The 14798-nt window shown below is 40.3% G+C and carries 10 protein-coding genes; 8 read left to right on the top strand and 2 right to left on the bottom strand.

Annotated elements, in window-relative coordinates:
- Positions 1-22 precede the first annotated feature (22 nt).
- From CH361_RS02275 to CH361_RS02265, 3 genes are all read left to right on the top strand, one after another.
- Positions 23-1462, top strand: a complete 1440-nt coding sequence (locus CH361_RS02275) for a hypothetical protein (RefSeq protein WP_100789191.1) — start codon at positions 23-25, stop codon at positions 1460-1462.
- Positions 1463-1532: 70 nt separating this feature from the next.
- A complete protein-coding gene (locus CH361_RS02270) occupies positions 1533-2255 on the top strand; it encodes a TerC family protein (RefSeq protein ID WP_208861379.1) in 723 nt (240 codons plus the stop codon).
- Positions 2256-2267: 12 nt separating this feature from the next.
- Complete coding sequence (locus CH361_RS02265; protein WP_100789189.1) at positions 2268-2837, top strand: DUF1569 domain-containing protein; 570 nt, start codon at positions 2268-2270, stop codon at positions 2835-2837.
- On the opposite strand, the gene CH361_RS02260 is transcribed toward CH361_RS02265, so the two are convergent.
- Positions 2829-5174, bottom strand: coding sequence for a hybrid sensor histidine kinase/response regulator (locus CH361_RS02260; RefSeq protein WP_476737590.1), 2346 nt, complete (start codon positions 5172-5174; stop codon positions 2829-2831). The genes CH361_RS02265 and CH361_RS02260 overlap by 9 nt on opposite strands.
- Positions 5175-5270: 96 nt before the next feature.
- Here CH361_RS02260 and CH361_RS02255 point away from each other — a divergent pair, with 96 nt between their 5' ends.
- The 4 genes from CH361_RS02255 (at position 5271) to CH361_RS02240 (ending at position 8625) form a co-directional block, all read left to right on the top strand.
- Positions 5271-5867, top strand: coding sequence for a response regulator transcription factor (locus tag CH361_RS02255; protein ID WP_100789187.1), 597 nt, complete (start codon positions 5271-5273; stop codon positions 5865-5867).
- A gap of 45 nt (positions 5868-5912) precedes the next feature.
- Complete coding sequence (locus CH361_RS02250) at positions 5913-6425, top strand: SixA phosphatase family protein (RefSeq protein WP_100789186.1); 513 nt, start codon at positions 5913-5915, stop codon at positions 6423-6425.
- Positions 6422-6934, top strand: a complete 513-nt coding sequence (gene hpt, locus CH361_RS02245) for a hypoxanthine phosphoribosyltransferase (protein WP_100789185.1) — start codon at positions 6422-6424, stop codon at positions 6932-6934. The genes CH361_RS02250 and hpt overlap by 4 nt, the downstream gene beginning before the upstream one ends.
- Positions 6935-7176: 242 nt before the next feature.
- A complete protein-coding gene (locus CH361_RS02240; protein ID WP_100789427.1) occupies positions 7177-8625 on the top strand; it encodes an NHL repeat-containing protein in 1449 nt (482 codons plus the stop codon).
- 316 nt (positions 8626-8941) lie between these two features.
- Here CH361_RS02240 and CH361_RS02235 read toward each other — a convergent pair whose 3' ends face one another.
- Positions 8942-12628: a fibronectin type III domain-containing protein gene (locus tag CH361_RS02235; RefSeq protein WP_100789184.1), complete on the bottom strand. Its 3687-nt coding sequence runs from the start codon at positions 12626-12628 to the stop codon at positions 8942-8944.
- A gap of 485 nt (positions 12629-13113) precedes the next feature.
- On the opposite strand from CH361_RS02235, the gene CH361_RS02230 reads away from it, so the two are divergent.
- Positions 13114-14637 (top strand): NHL repeat-containing protein, encoded by a 1524-nt coding sequence (locus tag CH361_RS02230; RefSeq protein WP_244279479.1) that lies wholly within the window; start codon positions 13114-13116, stop codon positions 14635-14637.
- Positions 14638-14798 lie beyond the last annotated feature (161 nt).

The following is a 14798-nucleotide window of genomic DNA, read 5'->3' as shown; positions in this document are numbered from 1 at the left end:
ATTGTGAACCATTGATTTTCTAATGAAATTAAGAAATATTAAACCAGTTCTGATTCTACTTATCCTCTTTGGCACCTTTCATTTGTTTTATGATGCCATTTATGAATATCATTTGGGTGAAGTGACAAACAGTGATATTTTTTACCCTTATCTATTTGCTCGTGATTTTTGGGTGAGTGGGTGGAGGGGTTTGAGCGGGTGGAACCTGCCACCGTCTTCCTATCTTTTTCCAGAAGTGGTTCTTGCCATCCTTGTTTATCCTGTTTTAAAGTCAGTATACTCGTTTCACTTTGCCTTCGGATTTTTATCCTTTGTGATGCCGTTTTATTTGGCAAAGGCACTTGGTTTGAAAAAGAACAAATCCTATCTTGTTTCCTTGGGATTTTTGGCATGTGCGGGAGTGATGCCAAGTACTCTCGGTCAATTTTTTTTACCGGGCTTTCATGCCATGATCTTTTTCTTTGCTGCCTACACCCTTTATGAAATCCACAGATGGGATTTTAAAAATCGGGTGCAAATCTTTCGGTTTCTTTTGGTAAGTTCCCTCCTCTGGATTTCGGAATATTGGTACTTTGTCAACATTGCCCCTTTCCTATTGGTTTACACAGTTGTTCATTTACGAAAAAAAGCAATTTTTCCCATTGGTTTGATGGCTCTTGGGTTTGGTTTGGGAAAACTATGGCAACAAGGGATTAAAAGTTTAAAGATAGGAATTTTTACTTCCAAAGACCTTCCTACGATCGATAGAATTCATTCTGCCTTCCATACCATTTCCAAAGATTCCCAGTCTTGGATTTCAGGACTTGTGGATTCTATCACAAAACATCCATTATTTTCTGAATGGTTTTACTGGTACATTGTGCTTTGTATCATTTATATTTTATTTTTATTCCTTCGATTGGAATTTAAAAAACAATTTTTGGATTTGGTATTTTTACTTTCTCCTTTTTTTACAGTGATTGCTTTGTATATTTTCCAAATTGAACCTAACTATCGTTATCTATATTTTTTACCATTTTGTATTTTTTTTCTGATCTTTCGTTTGGTTGCTATGTTACCACTGGTTCGGTCTATCGCCACCTTAGTTTTGTTTTTGGGAATCGTTTTCTTTTATCATGAGAAATACCCACTTTTGGCAACTGCGATTCAGGACGGTGAGGCCAAACGAACGCACCGATTAAAATGTTTGTCCGAGTTCGACGATAAAATTCCTGGTGCCTCCACGTACTGGCCGATCAAATACATTTACGCATTTTCGGACAAAAATTGGGCTCTCGTTCCTTTTACAAAAGATGGGGTTTATTACCCTTGGATTTCGAATCGAACTTGGGACAAAGGCCTTGGGGAAAAATCTTTTGAGACTTTTACCTGGGGGATCCAAGAATCCAAAGAAGATGTTGTAAAGTGGAAGGGAGCAGAGTTAGCAAAAGAATGCGAAGGTTGGTTTTTTTACAGACGGTAGCTTTCCCTACCCAGGCCTTTAGATTTGGATTGATTCATTTTTCATTTTTAAAACCTTAGGATACGTTATGATAGAAATTATTTCTGACCCATCGGTATGGCTTGCCCTTTTGACACTCACTGCTTTGGAAATTGTCCTGGGAATCGACAACATCATCTTTATCTCTATCCTTTCTTCTCGGTTGCCAAAAACCAAACAAAAATCCGCACGCCAAATTGGACTGTTGCTCGCGATGGTCACAAGAATTCTTTTGTTATTTTCCCTATCTCTCATTATGAAGCTCACCGCTCCCGTATTTACAATCCTCAACCATTCCATCAGCGGCCGTGACATCATTTTGATTTTGGGAGGACTCTTTCTCATTGCCAAATCGACCACAGAAATTCATCATAAATTCGAGGGAGAACCAGAGTTAGGTGAAGAATCCACAAAACGAGTTTCCTTTACCAAAATCATCATCCAAATTATGATCCTGGATATTGTATTTTCTTTGGATTCCGTCATCACCGCTGTCGGTATGACAGACCAATTGGGTGTGATGATTACCGCGGTGATCCTATCTGTGGGATTTATGTTGTTATCCAGTGGAAGTATTTCCGACTTTGTTGATCGAAATCCTACGATTAAAATCCTTGCTCTTAGTTTTTTAATTTTGATTGGTGTGGCCCTTCTAGGTGAAGGATTAGAGTTACACATTCCAAAAGGATATATTTACTTTGCGATGTGTTTCTCTGTGATCGTCGAATTTTTAAATATGAAACTTCGTTCCAAACCTGAAAAAAAATACCGATAAAGGAAAGTCATCATGAAACGAAAAGAGTTCCTACAAAAAGCAGCCTTGTCTTATAGCATCCTTCATTTGCCTCTAAAGGCAGAAGGAACTGCAAACGAAGAAACTAAATCAAAAACATCTGGTGAATCACCTTGGGAAGAAGCAGACGATCTTGCTGACCTTCGCGAACTTCTGGTAAAGTTACAATCCGATCCAAAAGGAATTCAACTATCAGGAAATTGGAGTCCAGGAAAGGTATTTGCCCATTGTGCCCAAAGCATTGAATACTCTCTCAATGGATATCCAGAAATGAAGTCCGCTATCTTCCGAGGTTCCGTGGGGAAAGTGGCCTTTTCTATTTTTGCTTTCAAAAACAAAATGAGTCATGGTTTGGAAGAACCCATTCCCGGTGCTGAAGACATCACCAATGCCACTGAAGTCAAAGTGGGGATAGGAAGACTCATCCAAGCCATTGATGATTTTTCCAAAGCCAGAGAATCCAGTTTAAGACCTCATTTTGCCTATGGAGAGCTCACCAAAGAAGAATATAATGTGGCGCATAGCCTTCACATCAAAAATCACATGGAACGATTGTTAGTCTAAAATGGATTCTATTTGTTGGCAGAGATCTTCTGCCTTATACATTTTTGAAAAATAAGCAGAAACGATTGTTTCTAGACCTTCTTCTTCCAAAAATTTTTCACCACCAGAAAGAGGAGCATCGGAACTCACTAAAATAATTGGAATCTTTTGATTTTGGTGACGACGACCTTCCCATTCATGAATGAGAGAAATCCCATTCATACCTGGCATTTGTAAATCGGTAATGAGTAAAGACGGGGTGATCCGAGATAAGTGAGACAAAGCCTCTTCCCCATTTCCGGCCTCAATCACAATCCACTGATTTCTTCGCATAACTTCCGCTAAGTCAGTTCGAAAATTTCCAGAATCATCCACCAAAAGAACAGACTTTGTACTTTTCGAGAGAGAAATCTCAAAAGCCGATCCAACACCGAGTACCGATTTGATTCTTAGTTTTCCGAAATGGGCTTCTAAAATATTCATACACAATTGTAATCCAAGCCCTGTCCCTCGTTCTCCGGCAGTTCCTGGCATACTTTTGATATTTTCTTCCCCAGTCAGTTTGTGGATTTGTTCTTCGCTCATTCCCAATCCGCGGTCTCGAATTTCCACAGCAAGCCATTTCCCTTTATAAGAAACACCCACCCAAACTTCCGAATTCAGATAGGAGTATTTGATGGAATTGGTAAGAATATTTTTAAAAACTTCCCCAATCAAGGTGCGATCCGCAATGATCTCCGCTTGGATGGGAGTGTCTTTTTGGATGCGGATTCCCTTAAGGGTTGCCAGTGGTTCTACCGATTCAATGATTTCGTTTAATAGATCATTCACGGAAAACCGAGTTTGAATGAGTTTGGTTCCGAAGGCATCAAACCGACTCACATCGAGTAGTTGTTCCAACATACGCAGAGACTGAGTGACCCCAGTTTTACAAATCTCTAAAAATTTCTTTTTTTCCACTTCAGTGGATTCAGCAAAACTAAAGTCGATGACATCTAAAATTTGATTTACACTATTTAGCGGCGAACGTAAGTCATGCGAAATGAGAGAAACAAAGTTTGCCTTCCAACGATTTGCTTTCTCCAATTCCATAGTCCGTGCTTTGACTTTTTTTTCTAGAGCTTCTTTTCTTTTGTACAATTCTTTTGATAAGGATTCAGATCTTTTATAAACACGAACGAGCCCTAAAGTAACACCTAAAGTTTGAGGGAAAATAAAAAAGTATAAAGATACCAAACCCATTGGCCTGTATCCAAAGTTTGGATTGACAATTAAAAATAAATCAATGGCACCACCAATGATTGCTAATAACAAACTAAAGAAATACAATCTACTTTGTTTTCTCTGAAAGTACATGGCCAAAGAAACGGAGAATAAACCCAAAAATACAAAGATTGTAGATAAAAATTCAAAATGAAAAGAGATTTCTGCCAGATGCGAAATCGGAGTGAAAATAGCAACTCCTGCAAAAAGGAGAGCATAGATTTTTAAAACCACGATCATACGTTTAAAAAATCTCATTTGAGTCAAACTGAGAAGGATGTATGCGCCAAAATACATAATCAAAACAAAACCCAGTCGAGAGAGTCGAAACAACGAAACACAATATTCATCTGGGAAAAGATTAAACAAAATCTTTGTTTCAATTAAGGTAGAAGATAAAATCAGAATTCCTAAATACACGAAGGCCATTCGGAGTGCATTTCGCTCCGAACGATTGATAAAATAAACTAACGCGTGATATGCTGCCAGTAGCAACATAAAGATCATAATGACCCAGGTAATTGTGTTATTTACATTCCAAATACGAATGATATTCTGCAACTTACCGAAACGAATGATTCCATGAATCCCCGCATACTTGTGTGAGAAGTTGGATATATGAATGACCAAATCTAATTTTTTGGAAACCCTACTCAGAGGAATGATTTTTATATGAAAGGATGGTTTGTGATCCTTGGCCGTTTTTGCTATGGTTCCGTTTTCAGCAACCAACTCACCATTCACGTACATTTTATATGCGCTATGTAATACTGGAATTAAAACTGCCAAAGGTTCACCTTCCGTATTTGGTGAATCAGGAAGAATCACTGTTAGGCGATACGTAGCAAATCCAAAACTTGGATAGTTTTCTCCATCTTCATTTTCTTGTGAGAACCAAGGAACTCCTACTTTCAAATAGGATTTCTGTTTTGGGGATTCCAATTTCGGATCTAAAAATTCATTCCAATAGAATTCCCATTTCCCAGTGAGGTTTATGGTTTCCCCTGAAAAGTTAGCAGTGCTCGCATCGAGGACACCATCTTTTGCCAGTAAGGTTGGGTAGGCATCAAACCGACAGGAGGTGGTGCTTACCATGACAAGAACCAAAATTAAGGGATATCTACAAAAAATAACTAAGTCCCAGAAAGATTTTTGGATGGATGAGAAGAATACGCTGAGAATCATGAGGCTGTGGAATCCGTTAAAATTGCCATCTTAGAAGATCATTCCGTTGTCACAGAAGGAATCATATCTATCCTAAAATCCAATCCTTTCTTTTCTCTTGCCGGAGAATTTCGAACTGCTGCTGATTTGTTTCACTTTTTAGAATCTAGTCCTGTGGATCTTTTGGTTTTAGACATCGATTTACCAGATCGAAATGGGATCGATGTTTTACGTGAAATTAAAGAAAAACACCAACCCACAAAAGTCATCATCTTTTCCTTACATGGAAGTCGAGTTTATGTAGAGGATGCCCTCAAAGCCAAAGCCGATGGGTATATGTTAAAATCAGATCCTATCTCCCAACTTCCTGAAGTCATTGGACTTGTGATGAAAGGTGGATCTTTTGTTTCCGATGGAGTGAGTAAAGTGCAACTTCCTTTCTCTGCCTTCCAAATGGAAATCCTAAACTTACTTGTACAAGGGCTTTCTCAAAACGAAGTGGCGGACCGAATTCAAAAATCAAGAAAAACAGTGGAATACCATCTCAACCAAATGAGAACCAAATTTTCTTGTAAGAACAATAACGAGCTCATTTCTAAATACGAAAAAGAAATACAAAAATAGCCGTTTCGTGATTTCAAAGTCATTTGTTTCGACTAATGTATTTGTATGAAACATATCTATTTACTTCGTCATGCCAAATCAGAATGGGATGAACCTTATGATTCTGATTTGGAACGCGGCCTTTCCCGACGTGGAAAAGAACAATCCAAAGCGCTTAGAGAGTACTTAAAAGAAAGCCGATTTGAATTTGACCAATGCCTCGTTTCACCGGCAGAGCGGACACAAAAAACCTACGCTTCCTTGCGTAAGGAAATCCTTCGTTTTCCCAAACCAGATTTACGCGAAGCCATTTATGATGCCGAAAAAGAAGACCTCCTTTTTTTACTCCATGGCCTTTCCCCATCCGTACGTTCTGTCTGTCTTGTGGGCCACAATCCAGGGTTAGAAGATTTGGGAAGTTCCCTTCTCTTTGGGGAAACGGTCCCCACAAAATTTCAGAAATTTCCAACGGCCTCATTTCTCGGCTTGAGTTTTTCCGAAGATTCATGGAAAGATCTTAGCTGGGGCAGTTGCCAATTGGCAGTATTCTGGATCCCTGGGCAAATAGGAAAAGAATGAAACCTCTATATTCAGAAGAACGAATCCACCAACGTGTAGATGAACTCGCACGTGAAATCTCTCGCGATTTCCTAAGTAAGGACTTAGTTGTGATTGGAATTTTAAACGGTGGTTTTATCTTTACAGCAGATCTTTGCCGTAGCATTGCCATCCCCCATGAAGTGGATTTTATGGCCGCTTCTTCTTACGAAGATGGAACCACTTCAGGCCATCTAAAGATCACTAAAGAATTAAAAAGATCAGTTCAAAATAAATCTGTCCTTCTTGTGGAGGACATTGTGGATACAGGAAAAACTTTAGAATACCTACTCGAAGAAGTGGGAAAACAAAATCCCAAAGACTTAAAAGTAGCAGCGCTTTTTTGGAAACAGAACAAAGCCAATCCTCATATCACCGTAGATTATCCTGGTTTCATTATCGAAGATGAATTCCTTGTGGGTTATGGTTTGGATTACAAGGGTCGGTTTCGAAACCTACCTTATGTGGCAAAATTAGAAGTGACCGATTGAAAGACTTTTAAAAAAATTCGTAAGGATCTGAACTACATGGCATCTATCAGAAATTAGGTGCTATTAAAAAAGCAGAGATTGTCTTTTCGGTTTTTCCCTGAGTCTAGAGCAATTAATTTTCAAAATCGTAAGCCGTCCAAAAACAGATTGGCAAAAAAGTCATTTCTCAAGTTTTAATCAGATAGATGTTTTCTCGTTTGATTCTTTTACTTTTAACTTTTATTTTTTTCGGAAACTGCCAAATGGCATCCCTTTCCAATCCTTGCGATAGTGAATCCAAAGATTTTATTCCCCAACTGATAGCATCGGCAAGTATCGAAGGTGGATTTTGCCAAATGCAAGTGGTCAACACGGGTGACTTGTACCGATACACCGATTTTACTTTTTACAAATCCATTCCCATTTCCGTATTACCAAGATTAGGCTCTAAAAGGGAGGTCAGCGTTCGTCCAGAACTTCCCGAAGGTTTGTATATTGATCCAAATACCGGTGCTCTTTCAGGGATGCCAAATAATGTTTTAGAAAGACAAAGTTATACGGTTTATCGCAAGGGTGTGGTGCAAGGACAAATTACCATTCAAATCCGTGATTTGGTGGCGACTCAAGTGTATGGACAGTTTGGTAGTTTTACTTGTGGTGCTCTCTACAATTCTTCAGGATGTACAACGAGCGCAGCTGCTAATGCCAATAACTTATCAGGGCCAAATGCTGTGATCACGGACAATTCAGGTGGGGTTTATATTGCCAGTGGCAATCGAGTCTTGTATTACCCTGTAGGCCAAACAACAGCCACTCGAGTCTATGGACAACACGGACTTTTTAATTGCGATATGGCGAATGCTCACACAAATCAAACATGTAATCCGTTAGGTGGTGTAGCGGCAACAACTCTTAGTGCACCCAGGGGGTTATTAATTGATGTGACAAATAATCTTTTTGTAACCGATACAGGAGTCAATAGACGAATCTTAATTTACCCCAATGAAAGTACTTTACCTATCCGGGCATTGGGAGTATCTAACTTTAATACACCTGGGGGTGGGGCCACTTCGTCATCGGTCTTTTATACTCCCAGCCATTTAAGTCCAGATAGTAATGGTGGCTTCTACCTCTCGGATTCTGGTGATAGCCGTGTCCTCTATTTTCCTAAGGATGCAAGCCTTCCCTCGGAAGTCTACGGCCAACCAAATTTTGCCAGTAATGGAGCCACAGCCTCAGATAGTGGACTCAGTACCAATCAAGGTGTTGTTGCCGATTCTACGGGCGGAATCTATATAGCAGACACAGGAAACAACCGAGTGGTGTACTATCCCAAAGGATCCAATATTGCAACAAGAGTCTATGGACAAATTAATTTTACAGATAGCGGACCTCCTAGTGGCGCATCGAGTAATTCTCTAAATTATCCTTTAGCCGTTGCTTTGGATCAGAGTGAAAATTTATTTGTGGCAGATTATACTCATCATAGGGTTCTAGTCTACCCACCAACGAATCTTAGTTTTGGTATGACAGCCTCTGCCGTTGTCGGCCAATTTGGAGATCTTAATTGTGAAGCAGATAACAACTCTGGTTCTTGTTCGATAGGAACACCCACAGCTCAAAATTTATACAGGCCTTCTGCCATTCATTTTGACAAACAAGGCAAGATGTACATTACAGATTATGGAAATAACCGAGTTTTGGTTTATTAGTTTGTAAAGAGGAATCGTAATCTATGTTTGATTACGGTTCTTTCCTCATCGCAAGAAAGGAAGAAATACATTCACAAATTCGCATAATTTCAGTTTGGTTTTACAAACAAAGAGATAGTCCTATTGTATTTTTTTTAGATAAACAATTGAAACCTCAATATTAGAGCATTAGTGTCATACTTTTTGGCGCCTCGAATTGGTTAGGCGAAATTCATAAGATCCTTTAACCTACCGGGCTCCTACGGGGTGCGCATTCGCTCCCGTCTCACCCTTGTCGGGTGAGACCATGGCCCTTCGAATCCCTGGCGCGGGATGGTTACCAGATGAAGAGAGAGGGTTTGTTGGAGTTGGCAGAGTTTGAAGTGAGTATCATTAGTTTACCTGTGATTGAATTGATAATTATATTCGGCCTTCCTCCAGAATTTTGACCTTGCCCCGAAGATATATCAGTATGAGTACATCCAGTTCCATCTAAATTGCATCGGTATAAACTAGGTTTTCCATTATTGGCAGAATTTAATGTGGCAACTAATAATTTACCTTCGATATAATCGATCGTGGCACTTGGATTTATAGATGAATTAGTAGGTTGGCCAGCAGAAATGTCAACGTAAGTGCAATTTGTTCCATCTAGATTACAGCGAAAGAGTGAAAGTTTATTATTAAATGTTACACTTTGCGAGATCGCTAGAATTTTTGAATTTTGATTATCGATTAAGATAATTGGATTTGTCCCTGATCCAGATCCTTGCCCCGCTGATATATCAATATAGTTGCAATTGGTTCCGTCGATATTACAACGGAATAAGCTGATTCTAGATGAAACGATACTATTATCAGAGGTAACCGTTAGAAGCTTTTGATTCCTATAATCAATGACGGAATTTGGGTTCGAACATGAATTTGTACCCGCTCCCGCTGATATATCATGGAATGTACAATTTGTGCCATCTAAATTGCATTTAAACAATGCAGGTTTTCTGCTAAAGCAAGTAATTTCCAATAACAATTGATTCGAATAATCGGTCAGAGGTGTATGCGAATCATTCCATGCAGTTATTTTTCCAGCATTTATGTTTTGGTAAGTACAATCAGCACCTAAGGCATTACATCTCCGAAAATCAATAGCTCCCGAACTGTGATTTGCATAAATAGCCAGAAGTTTGGAGTTTAGAAAATCAAAGGCAAAATTAGGATAACCATCGAGAGGTAAGTTTGCTGGATAATTCGTATACGAACAATTGTTTCCATTTAGGTCACAATGGAAGGCGGTGAGATTCATACCTCCTGTTGATCCATTTTTGATCCCGGCAATTAGTTTAGAATTAATGTTGTCTATGAGTAATTTGTTTGCGGATAGAGATTGGAATGTACCTAACCCTGCCGAAATATCGACATGAGTCCCCGTCACACTTGTCCCCAGTGGAGTCGCCGTTGTAAATGCTCTTGGCTCCATTGTTGAAACTACACTATACCCGCCAAAGTTGTTCGCCACCACTCTAAAGTAATACAACGTATTTCCTGTTAACCCCGTAATCATCGTATACGGATTGGTCACTGGCCCAAAACTTGTCGATGCCGTAGTCACACCAGGACTTGTGCTATAATACACTGTGTACGATGTTGCCCCTGTGACTGGCCACCACTGAACAAACGCACTGGTTCCGCCAGCTTGGACTTCTACAAATGCAGGAGCATCAATCGGAACCAAATTGGCTTGTACAGTGAACAAAGAAACAGAAGTTCGATTTCCTCCCGCACAACTACCTGCATTGTCTTTAAAGGAAAATTCAAAGACATACTCGCCATTCTTATCAGGTAAAACTTTTGCAAGCTTTGTAGTTCTGTTTTGAATATCTCCAGTTGTTAAATTGGATAGAGGTGGTTTGGAAACCACTCTCCAGCTATACTCATATTGATTTGTTTGAGCCCCACAAAACGCTGCGTCAGGATCAGATGATTGTGATGCATCTAGTGTAGCTTCTGTGCCTAAATCAATAATAAGATTGGAAGCTAGCTGAATCACAGGGGATTGGTTGGCAAATGGTGTGGTTGCTTGGAGAACCCCACTCCAAAGGCTTCGATTCCCTCCCTGGTCAAAAGCGCGGATACAAAAATAATGTACGGTTCCCGAGGAAAGACCACTGACAGTGAATTCTAAAGGATTACCAGCGGATGTTGCGACAACACTATTCGGGACAAAAATTCCCGCAGAACAGTCGTCATCTGTAACGATCGGAATCGAACGCCTTCTGATCTCATAAGAAGAGGCGGATCCAGTGTTTCCATTATCACCAACAGCAGTCCAAATGAGTTTGATTTGATGGTAGGACTCAACAGTGGCGGAGGCTGTGGTAACGTCTGCCGGTGGAACTAGATCTATAGGTGCATAAGTTGTGGCTGATACAGTCCCACTCCAGGAATTGCGAAGGCCAGAAGAATCAATGGCACGAACACAAAAATAATACGTTGTTTGTGGGAGATGGCCTTCGATCTCCTTGATTTCGAGTAACCCCGAAGTTTTGGGAATCATCGTATGAGCAATCCCAGTCGCTGCATCACATTGCAAGTTATTGGTGATGGGAGAACTAGATCTTCGGATTTCGTATGCGGAAGCTTGGCCTAAAGCACCAACACTTCCCGGTGCAGTCCATCGCAATTGGATTCTGGATGAGGACATAGGCGTTGCCACCAAATCTGTGATATTCGAGGGGGCAGTCGTATCTGCCACATGGACCGAAGCGGATGCTTCTAAACTTTGATAGGTGGCAAACACTCCTGCGACACCAGGAGTCGTCGCTGTAAAGGTAGATGAGTTTAAATTACCGATGGGAGAACCACTAAGTCCGATTCCAGTCGTGTGAAAATTGACTTGGACAAATTTTTGAACACCTGCGAGAAACCCCCTGGCGGCAAAGTTAATGGGTTCATTCACTTGAACCCAAACTTGGGTTGGTAAAATTTCCAGACTGTCAACTACTGCAGGTAAACCTGGTGGGTATGGAGTTCCCCCAGTTGGACTACTTGCATTATTCGGATTGAATCCGTTGTCAAGTTCCCAAACATCATTGTATCCGTCCCCATCCCGATCTGGGTTGTATTGACTTATGTAAGTAGGATTACCAGAATCAGTGGGAAATAAAAAAGTCCCCGTTGATGGCCTTGCAGTTTTTTGACCATGGATGTCCACTGCAATGACTTGGATTAGAACTCCGCCAGGACTCATTGCCTCGTAAGGGATTTTGGATTCGTACCAATTGGTTGTTCCTTCTCTTGCCATAGAGAAATAATTCGTCGGACCACCGGCAGATCCCACAACCAAATACACATTCATTGGATCCCCATCTGGTTCCAATACGTCTGCTCTTAACTGATAAGGTATATGTAATGTTCCCGGTTTTAAATAATAATAGGCACCATTGATAACAGGTGGTAGATTCCCAGGGGGAGGCGTTCCTCCACCAAACATAGAAAAACTTTTTGTATGAAAGACGATACTTTCCGATTCAAGAGTTGTACTGACTCCTGCCCAGCCAGGCATTCTGAGTCCATCTGGTTCTGTATTCGTGTTGGAAACATGAAATCCACGACTTTTTCCAAAGTTTAGATTCATCGATTGAGCCTTGGCTCGGTCCAGAGTGATGGTCACAACGACCTCTTTTTTGAATTTATACGAGGGTGTAACTTGATAAATGGAACTTGTGGGTACAAAACCTGAAGGTAACGGTGCTTGCGTAGAATTGTATTTTGTGATTTTAAAATCTACAGTTTCATCCATCGCACCTTCTGGAATTAAGATAGTAAAAAGTTCATCACTGGATTGGATGCGAGTTCCCGATGGATCTGCGGTTCCTCCACCTGCAGGAACACCCACATCATTGGAACCTAAAAGAAGTATTAATAAATCCTTAGAAAATTCATTTTTATTTCGATTGAAATCTAAGAATGCAATACAGTTCCAAAAGTAAATTGTTGTAAATAAAATCCAGAGGCTCTTTTTCATATAAAATTTTCCTATTTTAACTTAATTGAATGTTCTAAATTGAGATTTTTTACAGAAATGAGATTTCCTCGAATCATTTACAATGGTTGGTTTGTAAAGTTCTTTGAATCCAAATTAAGTTTTGAAAACGAAACTGCTTTTTTCTCAATGGTGAGCAACTAAAATTGCTTAGATCGTAAGAAATCTCAAAAATTACCGTTCAGAACGTTCTAAAATGGACGAAAAACCGTTTTTAGCGGTTTGGAAAAATTTCCGAGAGATGATAGTCGAAATTTTCAGATATGCTAGAGGCAGAATCGATAGATGCAGGAACCTTTACCGCACTTATTTAAGATATGATCAATTCTGACAGAAAGGAGAACGAACTGTTTTACCCAAAACCTACCCATTTTTAGTTGATAAATTATTTTTAAATTTCTAAATAGCCAGACACTCGTGATCCACTACTTCATGACTTGCGATTCTATTGTATGAAACTGTCCTTTATGAAAACCCTATCCAAAATCCAGATTTTAACGGCATTATCTCTAATTTTTTTAGTAACCGCTTGCAAACCGGAATCTTTAAACAACCAATGTGATTCCAAGTCCGATTCCTTTTTCCCCAATCTCATCGTCCAAGCGGTAACAACAGCAGTATCCTATCATTGTGGGTTTAATCTCGTCAACATTCCCCCCTTCGGTTATCGATATTCAAATTACAGATTGTATCTTAACTTTCCCGTATCCATCATTCCTCGTCATCCAATGAACTCGAGTTATTCGATCCAAGGGGTGTTACCAACTGGTTTAACGTTCGATCACACAACCGGGGAAATCAAAGGAACAGCTACTGCGATCACCACCGCAACGAATCTTACCATCACCAAAAATAGCCCCGGATTTGGAATTGTGACCATCACCTTACAGGTAGTGGATACAAGTGCGACAATGGTGTATGGGCAATATGGATTTTATAACTGTGCAAATAATTACAATAATGGTTCTTGTGCACCTGGGGGACCAGTAACCAATCAAAACTTAGGTTTTCCTTTTGGAGTCACTGGAGATTCTTCAGGTGGAGTTTATATATCTGGGGTCAATCGCATCCAATACTTTCCACCGAACACAACTGCTTCGACAAAGGTTTATGGCCAGTTCGGAAGTTTTTCTTGCGACATAGCCAATAATATTTCCGCAGGATCTTGCACGAATTCCAGTCCATCTGAACATACCTTAAATGGAGTCAGAGAAATTGCTTTGGATGGCCAAGATGGATTGTATGCGGTAGACACAGCAAACCAACGCGCCTTGTATTACCCAAAAAATACAACGACTGCATCCATGGTTTATGGACAACCTGGGTTTACTACTAGCGCACCAGGATCGACAAGTGAAGTGTCTTTAAATAATCCGCAAAGTATTGCCACTTCCCCAGAAGGAGGACTTTACATTTCAGAATCAGCTACCCACCGAGTTCTCTATTTCCCTCCAGGTTCTACCACAGCAACCCGTGTTTATGGACAAACGAGTTTCTCAACAACAGTTACAAATACAACAAACGTCAATCTTTATGGGCCAATGGGAATCACTCTAGATTCTGATGGTGGCCTCTATGTTGTGGATACAAATCACAATCGAGTTCTTTACTTTCCCGTTGGTTCCACAACTGCCACAAGAGTTTATGGCCAACCATCGTTTACTACAGGTATAGCCGGTGCCACTAGCGCCTCTACACTTTCAGGACCTACTAAGGTGGCTCTGGACCAAAGTGATAACCTATATGTTTCTGATACAGGAAACAATCGAGTCGTGATGTACCCCAGAACTACCCAATCGACTGGTATTGTTGCAGTGGGTGTATTTGGACAGTTCGGTGATTTCAGCTGCGGAGTTGCCAACAACAATGGGAGTTGCGGTGGACCGGCCGTCGGACCAAAGAACCTCTCCGGCCCAGCAGGTATTTATTTCAATCAACTAGGCCAACTTCATGTTGCTGACCAAGGAAATAACAGGATATTGGTTTTTTAGAAATAAGTTGCAAACCACCACCAGCAATCAAGGGACGAACACATAACCAATATTTGTCGATTAAACCAAGTTTTGTCAAAGAAACAATCAAACTTGGACCACAAACAAATATGTCCCTTCCTGGTTGCAGTTTCATTACTAAGACTGTCCACCCCTTTGCA

The sequence above is a fragment of the Leptospira brenneri genome, from assembly GCF_002812125.1.
Classification (GTDB): domain Bacteria; phylum Spirochaetota; class Leptospiria; order Leptospirales; family Leptospiraceae; genus Leptospira_A; species Leptospira_A brenneri.
The sequence above is the reverse complement of the archived record's forward strand: the minus strand, read 5'-3'. Positions and strand labels throughout refer to the sequence as shown.